At 65.8% G+C, this 13,928-nt stretch carries 17 protein-coding genes; 8 read left to right on the top strand and 9 right to left on the bottom strand.

What is annotated here, in order from left to right; translation table 11 throughout:
* Positions 1-32 precede the first annotated feature (32 nt).
* Positions 33-386: a VOC family protein gene (locus IVB23_RS18665; protein WP_061882580.1), complete on the top strand. Its 354-nt coding sequence runs from the start codon at positions 33-35 to the stop codon at positions 384-386.
* 106 nt (positions 387-492) lie between these two features.
* On the top strand, positions 493-786 hold the full coding sequence (locus IVB23_RS18670; protein WP_197968994.1) for a GYD domain-containing protein: 294 nt from the start codon (positions 493-495) through the stop codon (positions 784-786).
* A gap of 69 nt (positions 787-855) precedes the next feature.
* On the opposite strand, the gene IVB23_RS18675 is transcribed toward IVB23_RS18670, so the two are convergent.
* Genes IVB23_RS18675 through IVB23_RS18690 form a run of 4 tightly spaced genes read right to left on the bottom strand, consistent with a single transcriptional unit; the run spans position 856 to position 4,436 of the window.
* The gene (locus tag IVB23_RS18675) at positions 856-1,812 is read right to left on the bottom strand and encodes a tripartite tricarboxylate transporter substrate-binding protein (protein ID WP_247804610.1); all 957 of its coding nucleotides are present in this window, start codon (positions 1,810-1,812) and stop codon (positions 856-858) included.
* Positions 1,813-1,859: 47 nt separating this feature from the next.
* Positions 1,860-2,231 (bottom strand): cupin domain-containing protein, encoded by a 372-nt coding sequence (locus IVB23_RS18680; protein WP_061882583.1) that lies wholly within the window; start codon positions 2,229-2,231, stop codon positions 1,860-1,862.
* A gap of 27 nt (positions 2,232-2,258) precedes the next feature.
* Complete coding sequence (locus tag IVB23_RS18685; protein WP_247804612.1) at positions 2,259-2,897, bottom strand: RraA family protein; 639 nt, start codon at positions 2,895-2,897, stop codon at positions 2,259-2,261.
* A 21-nt stretch (positions 2,898-2,918) separates the two neighbouring features.
* Positions 2,919-4,436 carry an AMP-binding protein gene (locus IVB23_RS18690; protein WP_247804613.1) on the bottom strand — a complete coding sequence of 506 codons (1,518 nt, stop codon included), beginning with the start codon at positions 4,434-4,436 and terminating at the stop codon, positions 2,919-2,921.
* 231 nt (positions 4,437-4,667) lie between these two features.
* On the opposite strand from IVB23_RS18690, the gene IVB23_RS18695 reads away from it, so the two are divergent.
* Positions 4,668-5,291 (top strand): hypothetical protein, encoded by a 624-nt coding sequence (locus tag IVB23_RS18695; protein ID WP_197969300.1) that lies wholly within the window; start codon positions 4,668-4,670, stop codon positions 5,289-5,291.
* A gap of 75 nt (positions 5,292-5,366) precedes the next feature.
* On the opposite strand, the gene IVB23_RS18700 is transcribed toward IVB23_RS18695, so the two are convergent.
* Together IVB23_RS18700 and IVB23_RS18705 are read right to left on the bottom strand one after the other, a co-directional pair.
* On the bottom strand, positions 5,367-5,582 hold the full coding sequence (locus IVB23_RS18700) for a hypothetical protein (protein ID WP_247804615.1): 216 nt from the start codon (positions 5,580-5,582) through the stop codon (positions 5,367-5,369).
* An 18-nt stretch (positions 5,583-5,600) separates the two neighbouring features.
* On the bottom strand, positions 5,601-6,605 hold the full coding sequence (locus IVB23_RS18705; RefSeq protein ID WP_247804617.1) for a 2-dehydropantoate 2-reductase: 1,005 nt from the start codon (positions 6,603-6,605) through the stop codon (positions 5,601-5,603).
* Between the two features lie 166 nt (positions 6,606-6,771).
* On the opposite strand from IVB23_RS18705, the gene IVB23_RS18710 reads away from it, so the two are divergent.
* On the top strand, positions 6,772-7,353 hold the full coding sequence (locus IVB23_RS18710) for a YidB family protein (RefSeq protein ID WP_197969298.1): 582 nt from the start codon (positions 6,772-6,774) through the stop codon (positions 7,351-7,353).
* 90 nt (positions 7,354-7,443) lie between these two features.
* Positions 7,444-7,716 (top strand): GlsB/YeaQ/YmgE family stress response membrane protein, encoded by a 273-nt coding sequence (locus IVB23_RS18715; protein WP_196236584.1) that lies wholly within the window; start codon positions 7,444-7,446, stop codon positions 7,714-7,716.
* 202 nt (positions 7,717-7,918) lie between these two features.
* Here IVB23_RS18715 and IVB23_RS18720 read toward each other — a convergent pair whose 3' ends face one another.
* Entirely contained in the window at positions 7,919-8,704 is a 786-nt protein-coding gene (locus tag IVB23_RS18720; RefSeq protein WP_247804619.1) for an SDR family oxidoreductase, read from the bottom strand.
* Positions 8,705-8,951: 247 nt separating this feature from the next.
* Between IVB23_RS18720 and IVB23_RS18725 the strand changes: the two genes are divergently transcribed.
* Genes IVB23_RS18725 through IVB23_RS18735 form a run of 3 tightly spaced genes read left to right on the top strand, consistent with a single transcriptional unit; the run spans position 8,952 to position 12,048 of the window.
* On the top strand, positions 8,952-10,016 hold the full coding sequence (locus tag IVB23_RS18725) for an acyl-CoA dehydrogenase family protein (RefSeq protein WP_247804621.1): 1,065 nt from the start codon (positions 8,952-8,954) through the stop codon (positions 10,014-10,016).
* 17 nt (positions 10,017-10,033) lie between these two features.
* Positions 10,034-11,194 (top strand): acyl-CoA dehydrogenase family protein, encoded by a 1,161-nt coding sequence (locus tag IVB23_RS18730; protein WP_247804623.1) that lies wholly within the window; start codon positions 10,034-10,036, stop codon positions 11,192-11,194.
* Positions 11,195-11,235: 41 nt separating this feature from the next.
* The gene (locus IVB23_RS18735) at positions 11,236-12,048 is read left to right on the top strand and encodes an enoyl-CoA hydratase/isomerase family protein (RefSeq protein WP_247804625.1); all 813 of its coding nucleotides are present in this window, start codon (positions 11,236-11,238) and stop codon (positions 12,046-12,048) included.
* A gap of 199 nt (positions 12,049-12,247) precedes the next feature.
* Here the strand turns inward: IVB23_RS18735 and IVB23_RS18740 are convergent, their stop codons facing one another.
* Together IVB23_RS18740 and IVB23_RS18745 are read right to left on the bottom strand one after the other, a co-directional pair.
* Complete coding sequence (locus IVB23_RS18740) at positions 12,248-13,000, bottom strand: hypothetical protein (protein ID WP_247804930.1); 753 nt, start codon at positions 12,998-13,000, stop codon at positions 12,248-12,250.
* A 2-nt stretch (positions 13,001-13,002) separates the two neighbouring features.
* Positions 13,003-13,794 carry an enoyl-CoA hydratase gene (locus tag IVB23_RS18745; RefSeq protein ID WP_247804627.1) on the bottom strand — a complete coding sequence of 264 codons (792 nt, stop codon included), beginning with the start codon at positions 13,792-13,794 and terminating at the stop codon, positions 13,003-13,005.
* Positions 13,795-13,928 lie beyond the last annotated feature (134 nt).

A 13,928-nucleotide genomic window follows, 5' to 3' on the forward strand; every position in this document is an offset into this window, starting at 1 on the left:
GCCTCCAGGTCCCTCTCGGCGGAGCAGCCCACATGATCGAGAGCATCAGCGCCATCACGCTCGGCACCCATGACATGGCGTGCGCCGTGCACTTCTACCGCTCGCTCGGGTTCGAGCTTCTCTATGGCGGCGAGGCCGCGGCATTCACGAGCTTTCGCGCCGGCAGCGGCTATCTCAACCTGACGGCGCAGCCGGACGACAAGCGCTGGTCCTGGTGGGGCCGCGTCATCTTCCATGTCGCCGACGTGGACGCGACCTATCAGCAGGCGCGCGCTGCGGGATGGCAGCCGTCGACCACGCCCCGTGATGCCGAATGGGGTGAGCGCTACTTCCATCTCACCGACCCCGACGGCCATGAGCTCAGTTTCGCACGGCCGTTGTCCTGACCGAATAAGTCGCATCTGCTGACGTTCCAACGCGCAGCTAGCGCTGTCTCAGCCGCCGTGGCAAGCTCCGCGCGGTTTCCTCATGCTCTAACCAGGGAGGACGACCATGGTAACCTATGTTGTGCTGGGAAACTTCACGGATCAGGGAGCCCGCAACGTCAAGGACTCGCCGAAGCGGGCCGACGCCTTCAAGGAGATGGCCAAAACGTTCGGCGTGACTGTGAAAGAGATCGTCTGGACGCAGGGACGATATGACGTTGTGACCGTTCTCGAGGCTCCAGATGAGGCTGCCGCGATGTCGCTCAGCCTTAGTATCAGCGCACTCGGCAACGTCCGCACCGAAACGCTGCGCGCGTTTTCGGCAGCGGATATGACAAAGATCGTTGGCAGGATGCTCTGAGGCTCAGGCCCGCGCGAGCGCACCGGACCTGACATCGGACCCGGGATGGCAATCCCGGGCAGCGGCATCTCATGCTCTGATATTGTTGTCCTTCACCACCTTGCTCCAAGTGGCGACCTGTTTGTCGAAGAAGGTCTTGAAGGCCGCGCCGTCCTGGAGCAGCAGCGTCATGTGCTGGGTGTCCTTGAGCTGGGCAGCGGTCGCGGGCTCGCTCAGGACCTCCTTGGACGCTGCCGCGAAGGCCGCGACGACATCCGGCGGCGTGCCCGTGGGGGCGAAGATGCCCCACCAGGCGAGCGTCTCGAAGTCGGGAAAGCCGGCCTCGATCGCGGTCTGAGTATCAGGCAGCGCCGGCAGCCGCTCGCGGCCGAGCTGCAGGATCGGACGCAGCATGTTGGTGCCGAGCTGGGCGGCGACCAGCGCGGCCGATCCCGCGATCAGGTCGACATGGCCGCCGAGCACGTCGTTCATCGCAGGGCCACCGCCGCGATAGGGCACGTGCATGATCTCGACCCCGGCCTTGCTGCCGAGCACGGTCATGGCGAGATGGCCGAGCGTGCCGATGCCGACCGAGGCATATTTCACCGCGCCCGGCGTCGCCTTGCAGGCCGCGACCACGTCGGCAAAACTCTTGTAGGGACGGCCGGCGCCCGCGGCAATCACGTAAGGCGCGGTGCCGATCAGCAGCACCGGCATCAGCTCGCGCTCGACATCGACCGGCGGCTTGTCGAGGATGGCCGGGATCACCGCATGGGAATCGAACGTGACCAGGAAGGTCGAGCCGTCCGCCGGGCTCTTGGCGACCTGCGCCGCGCCGAGCGCGCCGGCTGCGCCCGATTTATTCTCGACCACGACGATGCGGTTGAGCTTGGTTTGCAGATTGCTCTGCAGCAGCCGCGCCATCGCGTCGGTCGAGCCGCCCGGCGGGAACGGCACCACCAGTGTAATCTTGCCGGCCTGCGCCGCCGCTGGCGCGATTGCGAGAATAGCGGGCGCTGTCAGCAGCGCCCGTCTTGTGATCGTCATCGTCCCCTCCCTTGTGTCTCCGCGCCCGGCTTTTGCTCTTTGGCGCTTCAGGTCGTTCCGAAACCCGACCCTGGTTTTCTGTATTCTGGCCGAGGCGGACTGAAGATGTCCAGCACCCGGGCGCCGTCGGGGCCGGCGCGCATGGTGTGCGGCACGTTGCCCGGCGTGCGCCAGAAATCGCCCTTCTTCACCGGGATCTCCTCGTCGCCCTGGACGCGGATGGCCGAGCCGTCGAGCAGCACGCCCCATTGCTCCTCGGGATGGTGATGCAGCGTGCCCTGCGCATGCGGCGCCAGCGTCACCACCGAGAGCATCGCCTGCTCGCCGGAGAAGATGCGCGTGGTCACTCCGCTTGCGAGCTCGCGGAACAGCCCATCGCTGGCATCGTCGACGTTGTGGAATTCGTCCTTCTGGCTCACACCACCCTCCCCTTCACGCGTGTCTGATCAGGCTTTGCCATAAGAACCCTGGTAGCGGCCCTCGCGGATCGCCTTCAGCGTCTCCTCCTCGCGGGCGACCTGGGCGCGCACCGCGTCCAGCAGCGCGGCGGCACCGGCGGCGGGAAACGAGACCACGCCGTCCTCGTCGCCGACGACGATGTCGCCGGGCGAAATCACGCTGCCGCCGATGGTGACAGGCACGTTGATCTCGCCGGGGCCGTTCTTGTAGGGACCGCGATGGATCACCGCGCGCGCAAAGCAGGGAAAGTCGTCGGCCGCGAAAGCCGCGACGTCGCGGATCGCGCCGTCGATCACATAGCCTTCGGCTTTGCGCCACTGCGCGATGTTCTTCATGATCTCGCCGACCAGCGCCCGCGTCTCGTCGCCGCCGCCGTCGACCACGATGACGTCACCCGGGCCGACCAGGTCGAGCGCGCGGTGGATGGCGAGATTGTCGCCGGGGCGCGTGCGCACGGTGAAGGCGGTCCCCACCAGCTTGCCGCCGCGGTGATAGGGCTTCACGCCCACCGCGCCCGGCAGCCGGGCGAGATTGTCCGAGATCACCGACGTCGACGCGCCCCTGAAACCTTCGATGATATCGGCCGGCGGCTTCGGCACGCTGCTCGCCGCAATGGTGATCGTCATGTCAGTCCTTCCGTGTTTGTCTTACTCGACCTGCGCCCGCGCCTTCGAAGGCAAGATCCGGAAGGTGCGCCCCTCCTTCATCCACGCCGCGCGCTCATCGCGCAACAGCGTGCGGCGGACTTTACCGGAATCATCGCGCGGCGGAGCGCCGACGAACTCGAAACTTTCCGGATGCTTGTAGCGGCTCAGCCTGTCCTTCAGGAAGCCGGCCATGCCGTCGGCGATGGCCTGGCCGTCGGCATCGGGCTCCGGCTCGATGATGGCGTGGACACGCTGGCCCAATTCCGGATCGGGCAAGCCCACCACGACGCAGGAGCGCACGCCGGGGCAGGCAGAGACCGCGGCCTCGACCTCGGCCGGATAGATGTTGGCGCCGCCGCGCAAGACCATGTCGGCGAGGCGGTCGCCGAGATAGAGATAGCCTTCCGCATCCAGCCGGCCGATATCGCCGAGCGACTCCCAGCCGTCGGCACGACGTTTCGGCTCGGCACCGAGATAGTGATAGGTGGCGTCCTTGCCGTCATTGTTGAGGAAGTAGATCTCGCCGGTTTCCCCGGGCGCAACATCGTTGCCGTCCTCGCCGATGATGCGAAGCTTCGCCATGTCGCCGATCTTGCCGACCGAGCCCTTGTGCGTCAGCCATTCCGTGCCGGAGATGATGCAGGCGCCCTGGCGCTCGGTGCCGCCATAGAGCTCCCAGATCCGCTCGGGCCCGAGCCAGGCGATCCAGTTCTCCTTCAGCCAGGGCGGCATCGGCGCGGCCATGTGGAAGACCGTCTGCAGGCTCGACACATCGTAGGCGTTGCGCACGTTATCCGGCAGCGCCCAGATCCGGTGCATCATGGTCGGCACGAAATTGACCCATTGCACGCGCTCGCGTTCGATCTGGCGCAGCGTCTCCTCGGCATCGAACTTGGTAAGGCCGGTGAGCTTGCCGCCGACGAACAGGGCGTAATGCGACACGATGAACGGTGCATTGTGGTAGAGCGGGCCGGGATTGAGCAGCGAAACCCCGAAGGGGATGTTGAGCGGCGGCGCGGCGACCGTGTCGGTCACCGCCGGCTGATGGTCGAGGATCACCTTGGGACGGCCGGTCGAGCCGCCTGAGGTCATCGCTTTCCAGTAGCGCGCCACCGGCGCATTGAGCGGCTCGTCCGAGAAACCTTCCGGCACGAAGTCCGCAGCCAGCCGGTTCGGCGCATTCCAGTCGGCCTCGCCGCCGACCACAAGCGTCGGCTTCAGAATATCGAGCACCGCGGCGGCTTCGCCGCGCGGCAGCCGCCATGACAGCGAAGTCGGCGTCGCCCCGCACTTCCATACCGCAAAGGAGGTCTCGAAGAACGTGTTGCCGTTCGGCAAGCCGATCGCCACGAAATCGCCGGGCTTGACGCCCCTGGCCGCGAACGCCCGGGCGCGCCGGTTGGCGCCACGCTCGAGCTCGTCCCAGGTCAGCGTGTCCTGCCCGTGACGGATGGCGATCGTGCCATGCGGTTTGCGTTCAGCGTACCAGCGCGGCACGTCGGACAGGGGCAGCAGCATCAGGCGTTTCCACTTCGTCTTCTTGGCGACGCCTCGGGAGTGAGGCGCTCACGGCATGAGTGTAACAGTCTGCCGGCAGGGCGCGGTGACTCCGGCGCCACGTCAAGCACAAAATGTCAGCATTGCAGCCATGAAATTTCCGAGTTCCATGGGTGACAAGGCGGCGATAAAGGGGCAAAAATCCGTCTCGACTCAGTTCGGGTTGAGTCTTGCAAGGAATGCTCTCGTAGAATGTCGGCCGTGGCTACATCGCGTCGTGCGGCGCTGTTTCTTGTGACCGCAGCAGGGTCTCTCCTGCTGACGCATGCGCACGCCGAGGCGCAATGGTGGAAACGCGCGCCGGTCGATTTCGAGGAATGCGCCGACGCCGCCGAGAAGGCCGCAACCAAATCCGAGAAGACTGCCGCGCTTGCCGATTGCAACGCCAAGTTTGCCGGCCGCCGCAAGCCGGGCGGCGGCTATTCCTATTACGACTTCCTTCAGGATCGCACCTTCGACATCGCCGGCCCCAATCCGACGCCGGAGGAACAGAAGAAGATCGACGAAGCCTACACCGCCTATCTCGCCAGCCAGCGCCGCAGCAATGAAGCGGCCCAGGCCACCGCTCGCCAGCAGCGCGAGCAGCAAGAGCAATTGGTGCAGCAGCTTCAGCAGGTTGCACTGCGAACCGAAGTCGAGCGCGTGCCTATTCCGGTCGAGCGGCCGAAGGTCCAGCAGGCAGCAGGCCCGAGGCCGAAGGGCGCGCCCTGCACCAAGGGCTCGTTCTCCTGCGAATGGCCGCGGCTATCGGAAAGCTTGAACGATCTGAAGAAGCTGTTCAACCCGACCCCGAGCAAGCCCGCGAAGAAGGGCTGAACTGGGGCCAAACACTCCGCTGTCGTCCCGGACAAGCGTAAGCGCAGATCCGGGACGACAGCGGAGAATGCAGCGTCAGTTCGTGCGCTTCTTCTTGCCCTGCTTCGGTTTGGCCACCGGCGTACTCGCAGGCTCCGTTACCGTCGGCGAACCACCCAACTGCGACCTGCTCTCCTGCAACCGCCTGTCATAGCCGGGCGAGTTCATGACCGTCGGCGGCCTGGCGTAGGCGAACGTCGATGCGGCGCAAAGCGCGGCCAGTGCAAGCCCGATCATCAAGCCACGCTTCATTGCATTCCTCCTTCGCACTCACGCCGACCCGCGAATCTGCTGCGGCGTCAGCCGCAGCGGGCCGTTGCCGGCCGCCTCAGCTTCCTTGATCAGCGCAACAATGCGGCGCATCAGCGGCACGCTGACATTGTTCCGCTCGGCGAGCGCGATGACCGCGCCCTGGAGATAGTCGATCTCGGTCCTGCGGCCCTGCTTCAGATCCTGCCACATCGAGGAGCGCGCCTCGGGATCGATCTTCATCGTGCGTCCCAGGATCGCATTGAAGATCGCATCGGGCAGCCGCAGCAAGGCCGGAGACCAGCTCATCGGGATCGGCGTCGCCGAGACCGGCGCGATGCCGGCCGCCTTCAGCGCGGCGAGCCCCTCGGCCATCTGGTCGGCGAACAATCTGCGCCAGTCGCGGTTCGCCAGTTGCGCGGCGAGCGGCAAGTCCGACAACGCGCTGAGCGCATTGTTCAAATTGATGATCAGCTTGCCCCATTGCACCCCGGTGATGTCGCCGCTCGCGCGCATCGTGAGGCCGGCGACCGAGAGCTTTCCGGCCGTGTTCTCCGCATCCTCCCCAATATGAATGTCGCCGGAGGTCGAGCGGTGGAAGCGGCCCCCGCCCATCGCGATCACGTTGAACGGCACCATGCCGGCCAGCACGCGGCGGCCGCCGAGCCGCTCGCGCAGCACAGCGACATTGCCGACGCCGTTCTGAAGCGAGACGATGACGGCATCCTCAGGCGCATGCTGCGCGATCTGCTCGGCGACAGCGGCGGTGTCGGCGCTCTTCACCGTCACCAGCACGATGCCGGCGCTGTGGAAGATCGAGGGATCCTCCGACAGCGCCAGTTGCCCCGCACCGAGCCTCTTCTCGGAGCCGTCGAAATCGGTCAGAAGCAGGCCGAACCGTTCGATCTCGGTCTTCACCCGCGGCCGCACCAGCAGCGCGACGCGGCGGTCGGCGGCCGCCAGCATGCCGCCGACGAAACAGCCGATGGCGCCCGCGCCGGCGACTACGATCGGTCGATTTGTCATAACTCGCCTTGCTCAACCTGAACGGCCCGCCTTCGATAGCAGAGGCCAGGCCGGCAACCAATCGCGGTGCATCCGACTTGTAACGGTCATGCGTGCCCCATATGTTTTCGCTCCGGGGGCAGTCAGCGGCGAGCGCTCGCCGAACCAGAGGCCAAAGGAGAGCACCATGGGTCTACTCGACGTCCTCAATGGCATGCAGAACGGCCCGCGCGGCCCGAGCACACCGAGCTCCGAGAAATCCTCCGGCGGCATGTCGCCGATGACCATGGCGCTGCTCGGCCTGCTCGCCTGGAAGGCATTCAAGCATTTGACGGCAGGCCAGCAGCCCGGTGCGGCGCCTGCCCCGCAACCGCGGTCGCCGCTACCGCCTCCGACGCAGGCAAATGCGGGCGGCCCCGGCGGCGGTCTCGGCGATTTGCTCAAAGGTGGCCTCGGCGGCCTGCTCGCGGGCGGCGCGGCCGGCACCGTGCTCAGCGGTGGGCTCGGCGATCTCCTCAACCAGCTCCAGCAGGGCGGCCAGGGCGAAGCCGCGAATTCCTGGGTCGGCAGGGGCGAGAACAAGCCGATCGCACCGGGCGATCTCGCCAGCGCGCTCGGCGCCGACCAGATCGACAGCCTATCCGCCCAGAGCGGCCTGTCACGCGAGGAACTGCTCTCCGGCCTCAGCCAATATCTGCCGCAGGTGATCGACCATCTGACGCCGGACGGACGGCTGCCGACCGAGAACGAAATCTCGGGCCGAATCTGAACTTCTTGGTCTGAGCATGATCTATTCGGAGAACCGCGACACACTTCTCCGGATCATGCTCGAAGCGTTCTCGGGAAGGGGAGCACACTCATGAGCATGGGCGGCCTGTTGTGGATCATCGTCGTCGGCTTCGTCGCCGGTCTCATCGCGCGCTGGCTGGCGCCGGGACCGAACAACCCGAGCGGCTTCATCCTCACAACCATCCTCGGCATCGCGGGCGCATTTCTGGCGACTTTCATCGGCCAGGCCATCGGCCATTACAGCCCCGACCAGGGCGCCGGCTTCATCATGGCCACGATCGGCGCGGTGGTGGTGCTGTTCATCTGGCACCGGCTGGTGGCGAGCGGCGTGATCAAGGGGTGATCACACTCGGTGTCGTCCCGGACAAGCGCGCCCTAAGCGCGCGCCGATCCGGGACCCATAGCCACAGGGAGCAGTTTGGCGAAGACTCGGAGTGATCAGAGTCGCGCAGCAACTCCTCCCCGTGGTTATGGATCCCCGCGTTCGCGGGGATGACACCCGTGTTGGCCGCACCATTGGAGCGTCACAGCGACAAGACACCCAATCACGCGATCAAGTGCATCCCCGCATCCATGCGCACGACCTCGCCGGTCATGTTGCTGGAGGCCGGCATCGCCAGGAAACAGACGAGTTGCGCGATGTCTTCTGCGCGCGAGGCGACCTTCAGCGGCACCTTTGCGACAACGCTATCGCGCACCTGCTTGGCCCCTGCCTCGCCGCGACCCTTGGTGAACCAGGGCGTGTCGATATAGCCGGGGCATACCGTGTTGACGCGGATCAGCGGCGCCAGCGCACGCGACAGCGACAACGTCATGGTGTTGAGTGCGCCCTTGCTCGCGGCGTACGCGATCGACGAGCCGACACCGCTGATGCCGGCGACCGAGGACACGTTGACCACCGCGGACGGACGCCCCGAAGCCTTCGCGCCCGCCTCGAGCAGGCTGCGCGCCGCGCGCACCATCTGGAACGGGCCGATGGTGTTGACGCCGTAGACCCGCTGGAAATCCTCCGCCGACAATCCGTCGAGATCGGCGTGAGCGACATGCTTGGTGGTACCGGCATTGTTGACGAGCACGTCGAGCCGGCCCCAGGGCGCAGCGGCAGCTACGATCCTGCGGCAATCATCATCCTTTGAGACGTCGCCCTGCACGACAAGGACCTCCGCCGCGCCGGCCTTGCGGCAGAGTTCGGCCGTGGCCTCGGCGTCCTTCTGGCTCGACGAATAGTTGATGACGAGCCGCGCCCCGCTCCGCGCGAAAATCTCCGCGGTCGCCGCGCCGAGGCCGGATGCCGATCCTGTCACGATTGCGCACAGACTGTCCTCTGCCATCCCGAATTCCTTCCCCTGTTCTGACGTTGGCGTCTTCTTTAGCGAGTTTGCCGCGCCCTGCAAATCGAGCAAACTCCGCTAAGCGGAATTAGCCTCCTGTTGGCCCTTGCGCCCATGCCCGCGCCGCAGGTTGACCTGCGGTCAACGCTTGTCAGGGCCATGGCTTTTTCCGATCATCGGGCGCAAGAAGAGACCGCGCACCCGCCTACGGAACGGGATGCGCCAATGGCAAGACACGGGGAACGCTGTGGCGGAGAGTGACAATATCGTCGTCGAGACTGCGGAGAAAATCTTCGCCGATCTCGCCGATCCGCAAACCATCAACAACGACAAGAAGGATTCGTGGCAGGCGCCGCTGTGGCGGGCGCTGGGCGAGGCGGGCCTTCCATTGTCCTGGGTGCCCGATGATCTCGGCGGCTCCGGCGCGAGCCTCGCCGATGGCTTTGCGCTGCTGAACGCCGCCGGCCGCTTCGCGGTCGCGGTGCCTCTGGCCGAGACCATGCTGGCGGGGTGGCTGCTGGCGCAGGCCAGGATCTCATCGCCCGAAGGCGAGATGACGGTGCTGCCGGCTTCGCCGAAGGACCGCATCAGCCTCGATGCCGATGGCGCGCTCTCCGGACGTGCCCGCGGCGTGCCGTTCGCGAAGACAGCGAGGCACTTCGCGGTGCTGGCGCACGGCAAGGACGGTGTTTCCATCGCGCTGGTCGATGCGGCCAGGACGCGGATCGAGGCCGGGCTCAATGTCGGCTACGACCACAGCGATACCGTGACGCTCGACAAGGTCCAGCCCATCATCATCAAACCCGCGCCGAAGGGCTGCGACCAGAGCACGCTGATGCTGATGGGCGGCGTCGCACGCAGCCTTCAGATCGCCGGTGCATTGGAATCGATGCTCGATATCTCCGTGCGCTATTCCAACGAGCGCGTCGCCTTCGAGAAGAAGATCTCGAAATTCCAGGCCGTGCAACACAATCTCGCGCGCCTTGCCGGCGAGTCCGCCGCGGCGCTTGCAGCGGCAACGTCGGCCGCCGACGCGATCGCCAACGCAAGATCCTTCAACGACGAGGTCTATCTCGAAGCCGCCTCCGCCAAGATCCGCTGCGCGGAAGCAGCCGAGAAAGGCGGCGGCATCGCGCATCAGGTCCACGGCGCGATCGGCTTCACCATGGAGCATATCCTGCACCGCTATTCGCTGCGGGCGCTGGCCTGGCGCGACGATTTCGGCTCGGAAAGCTACTGGGCCGTCGAGCTCGGCAGGCTGGTCGCAAACCGCGGCGCCGACGAATTGTGGCCGCTCGTGGCGTCGCGCTGATCAGGAGACGAGACACAATGACCGCTGCCCTCCGTTTCGATCCGATCCGCCTGCCGGAGAAGTGCGAACAGCTGCGAAAGGAAGTGCGCGCCTTCCTCGCCGAGGAAATCGCCGCCGGCACCTTCGATCCGCACAAGCCCAACCGCGAGGATGCCGACGCGCCGGAATTTTCCCGCCGGGTCGGCGCCAAGGGCTGGCTCGGCATGACCTGGCCGAAAAAGTATGGCGGCCAGGAACGCTCCTTCCTCGAGCGCTACGTGGTGACCGAGGAGATGCGCGTCGCCAATGCGCCGACGCGGCGCTTTTTCGTCGCCGACCGCCAGAGCGGGCCGGTGCTGCTGAAATACGCCCCTGAAAACATCAAGATGGAGATCCTGCCGCGCATCTGCCGCGGCGAGGTCTGCTTTGCCATCGGCATGAGCGAGCCGAACTCCGGCTCCGACCTGTTTGCGGCGAAGACGCGCGCGACCAGGACCGACGGCGGCTATCTCATCAACGGCACCAAGATCTGGACCTCATCGGCACACATCGCAGACTACATGATCGCGATCTTCCGGACCTCGCCGCCGACCAAGGAAAACCGCCGCCACGGCCTGACGCAGTTCCTGGTCAAGATGAAGCAGCCCGGCATCAAGGTGAACCCGATCGGCCAGATCACCGGCCAGTACGAGTTCAACGAGGTCGTCTTCACCGACCATTTCATCCCTGATGATCACGTGCTCGGCGAGGTCGACGGAGCCTGGAAGCAGGCGACCTCGGAGCTCGCCTACGAGCGCTCAGGCCCCGAGCGCTTCCTCGAAACCTATTACGTACTGACCGAGCTCGTCCGCGCAGTCGGTCCCAATCCGGACACGCGCAGCGCCGAGGGCATCGGCCGGCTGGTGGCGCAACTCCACACCATGCGGCGCATGTCGGTCTCGGTTGCCGGCATGCTGGAGGCCGGCAAGGAGCCGGTGGTCGAAGCGTCCATCGTCAAGGACATCGGCACGGTCTGGGAGCAGCAGCTTCCTCACCGCGTGCGCGACCTCGCCGCCTTCGTCGAGGAGACCGCGAGCAACCGCGAGACGCTGGAGCGGCAGCTCGACTTCGCGATCAAGACCGCGCCGAAACTCACCATCCAGGGCGGCACCACCGAGGTGCTGCGCGGCATCATCGCCCGCGGCCTTGGCTTGCGCTAATCGCGCGGATCTGGCTTGCGCTAATTCAATCGAGGATCATCATGAGCACCTATAAAGATATCGGCGTCGAGAAGGTCGGGCATGTCGGCAACATCGAGATCCGCCGGCCGCCGCTCAACTTCTTCGACATCTCGCTGATCAACCAGATCGCGGATGCGCTCGAGGAGTTCGACCGCGACATCGAGATCCGTGCTTCCGTTCTTTCCGCGCAGGGCAAGGCGTTCTGCGCCGGCGCGAATTTCGGCGATCCGGCCCGGCAGGAACAGGAGGCGCGCGAGGCTAACAAGAAAGGCGACCCCGCCGACAGCCTCGGCCCGATCAACCATCTCTACATCCAGGCGGTGCGCATCTTCCGCGCCAAGAAGCCGATCGTTGCCGCCGTTCAGGGCGCGGCCATCGGCGGCGGACTCGGGCTCGCGGTCTCCGCCGATTTCCGCGTCACCTGCCCCGAGGCGCGCTTCTCCGCGAACTTCACCAAGCTCGGCTTCCATCCCGGCTTCGGCCTGACCGTGACGCTGCCGGAGCTGATCGGCAAGAACAACGCCGAACTGATGTTCTACACCAGCCGCCGCGTCACCGGCGAGGAAGCCTACAAATGGGGCCTCGCCAATGAGCTGGTGCCGCAGGACCAGGTGAAACCGGCCGCGATGAAGCTCGCCGGCGAGATCGCCGAATGCTCCCCGCTCGGCCTGCTCTCCACCCGCGCCACGATGCGCGCCGGCCTCGCCGACCGCGTCATGGCCGCGACCAATCACGAGCTCGCCGAACAGACCAGGTTGCGGGCGACGGAAGACTTCAAGGAAGGCGTGAAGGCGACGGAAGAGCGGCGGGTCGCGAATTTCAAAGGGCGGTGATTGCGGCGGCGTTCGCCGTATCACTTTGACATCGCCACAACCTCCCCTGTCGTCCCTGCGAAAGCAGGGACCCATAACCACAGGGAGGAGTTTGGCGAAGACCCGGAATTTTCATTCCGTCATAACCTCTCCCCGTGGCTATGGGTCCCGGATCTGCGCTTCGCTTGTCCGGGACGACACCGGTGTGTGTGGCAACCGCTCAAGCCCCAAGCCGAAACGTCACCCCGCTGAGCAGAAACTCGTTGCCCCCGACCGCGAGCCCCTTTGCCTTGGCGGTATGCAGCACCTGCGCCACGTCGGTCACACGAAATTCCAGCGCGCTCATGATCTCGCTGGCGCCCTTCACGAAGCGGAAGGTCGCGTTGGGCAGCTTCAATTCAGCCTCATCATTCGGCGCAATCCCGATGATCTTGCCCCAATGCTCCGCCAGCCCTTGCGGGTCCGGGCTCTGCATCTCCACCGCCGTCAGCGCCTGCGTCACATCCTTGCGGATGAATTTTTGCCAGTCGGGTCCCGCCGGCGGGTAGGCGCCAAGAATGTCGTCGCTGCCTTCGGTGTGGTTGAACTCGATGAAGGCGGCGCGGCAGTCGCGGGGGTGAAGCTGCACGCCGTGATAGGGCGCATGGTCGATGACGTTGGCGGTGCGCACGCCGAGCGCGTTGGCGTTGCGGCCGCGCTCGTCCGGATCGTTGCAGCAGAAGATCGCCATGTAGCCGCCGCGGCCGCCGGTCTTCTCGATGAAGCGGCCGGCCGTAGTGCCCTCCTTGAACGGCGCAACCACCTCCAGCAGAATCGTATCGACCGGGAGCAGCGCGTTCTCCAGGCCGTATTTCGCGACATTTCCGTCCCGATAGCAGACGGCGAGGCCCATGATCCGACCGATATCCGTGATGACGGGCTCGAGCTGCGGCGCGACCAGGCAGATCTGGCGCAGCCGGACATAGGGCGCCATCGTCATGCGCCCTTGAAGGTCGGCTTGCGCTTCTCGACAAAGGCCTTGGCGGCCTCCTTATGGTCCTCGGTGTCGCCGCAACGGGTGTGATGGATCGCCTCGCCGTCGAAGCAATCCTCCAGCGCCAGATGCTCGGCATTGTTGATGTTGCGCTTGATGAAGCCGAGCGCGATTGACGGGCCCTGCGCCAGCGACAGCGCGAGCTCGTGCGCGGCCGCGTCGATCTCGGCGTCGGGCACGACCCTGGTCACCATACCGATCGCATGTGCCTCCTTCGCGGTGAGCACCGGCGACATCAGATAGAGCTCGCGTGCCCGCGCGCTGCCGAGCAGCTGGGTGAGAAAATAGGTGCCGCCGTAGTCACCGGAGAATCCGACCTTGGCGAAAGCCGTCGTGATCTTGCAGGATTCGGAGGCGATGCGCAGGTCGCAGGACAGCGCCATCGACAGGCCCGCGCCGGCCGCGGCGCCATCGAGCTGCGCCACCACGGGCTTGGGCATCTGGTGCAGGATGCGCGAGACCTCCATGCCGCGGCGGAGGTTTGCGAGCTTCTGCTCGAACGGCAGCGGCGCGCGCCCTGCTGCCATCGACTTGACGTCGCCGCCGACGCAGAAGGAGCCGCCCGCGCCCTTGAACAGCACCGCCCGCACCTCCGGATCATCAGCCGCGCGCCGCGCCGCTTCGACCAGCCCGGCGACCATCTCGGGGTTGAGCGCGTTCTTCCGCTCCGGGCGGTTCATCGTGATGGTGAGCAGCCCACCTTCGAGCTTCTGCAGGACCATGTCGTTGCTCATGCGGCGTCTCCCTTGTTGTTATTCGGCTCCGTCATTCCGGGGCGCGACGAAGTCGCGAACCCGGAATCCATTTCTCAACCGTCGATGCCGCCCGATGGATCCCGGGTTCTCGCTACGCGAGCCCCGGGATGACG

It is taken from the genome of Bradyrhizobium sp. 191 (assembly GCF_023100985.1).
Classification (GTDB): domain Bacteria; phylum Pseudomonadota; class Alphaproteobacteria; order Rhizobiales; family Xanthobacteraceae; genus Bradyrhizobium; species Bradyrhizobium diversitatis.

Excerpts from the sequence above, each read along its gene's own strand:
- IVB23_RS18700 (WP_247804615.1), bottom strand. The coding sequence starts at position 5,582 with ATGAAGCGTGGCTTGATGATCGGGCTTGCACTGGCCGCGCTTTGCGCC.
- IVB23_RS18735 (WP_247804625.1), top strand. The coding sequence starts at position 11,236 with ATGAGCACCTATAAAGATATCGGCGTCGAGAAGGTCGGGCATGTCGGC.
- IVB23_RS18740 (WP_247804930.1), bottom strand. The coding sequence starts at position 13,000 with ATGGCGCCCTATGTCCGGCTGCGCCAGATCTGCCTGGTCGCGCCGCAG.
- IVB23_RS18690 (WP_247804613.1), bottom strand. The coding sequence starts at position 4,436 with ATGCTGCTGCCCCTGTCCGACGTGCCGCGCTGGTACGCTGAACGCAAA.
- IVB23_RS18665 (WP_061882580.1), top strand. The coding sequence starts at position 33 with ATGATCGAGAGCATCAGCGCCATCACGCTCGGCACCCATGACATGGCG.
- IVB23_RS18675 (WP_247804610.1), bottom strand. The coding sequence starts at position 1,812 with ATGACGATCACAAGACGGGCGCTGCTGACAGCGCCCGCTATTCTCGCA.
- IVB23_RS18730 (WP_247804623.1), top strand. The coding sequence starts at position 10,034 with ATGACCGCTGCCCTCCGTTTCGATCCGATCCGCCTGCCGGAGAAGTGC.
- IVB23_RS18745 (WP_247804627.1), bottom strand. The coding sequence starts at position 13,794 with ATGAGCAACGACATGGTCCTGCAGAAGCTCGAAGGTGGGCTGCTCACC.
- IVB23_RS18670 (WP_197968994.1), top strand. The coding sequence starts at position 493 with ATGGTAACCTATGTTGTGCTGGGAAACTTCACGGATCAGGGAGCCCGC.
- IVB23_RS18715 (WP_196236584.1), top strand. The coding sequence starts at position 7,444 with ATGAGCATGGGCGGCCTGTTGTGGATCATCGTCGTCGGCTTCGTCGCC.
- IVB23_RS18685 (WP_247804612.1), bottom strand. The coding sequence starts at position 2,897 with ATGACGATCACCATTGCGGCGAGCAGCGTGCCGAAGCCGCCGGCCGAT.
- IVB23_RS18705 (WP_247804617.1), bottom strand. The coding sequence starts at position 6,605 with ATGACAAATCGACCGATCGTAGTCGCCGGCGCGGGCGCCATCGGCTGT.
- IVB23_RS18710 (WP_197969298.1), top strand. The coding sequence starts at position 6,772 with ATGGGTCTACTCGACGTCCTCAATGGCATGCAGAACGGCCCGCGCGGC.
- IVB23_RS18720 (WP_247804619.1), bottom strand. The coding sequence starts at position 8,704 with ATGGCAGAGGACAGTCTGTGCGCAATCGTGACAGGATCGGCATCCGGC.
- IVB23_RS18695 (WP_197969300.1), top strand. The coding sequence starts at position 4,668 with ATGTCGGCCGTGGCTACATCGCGTCGTGCGGCGCTGTTTCTTGTGACC.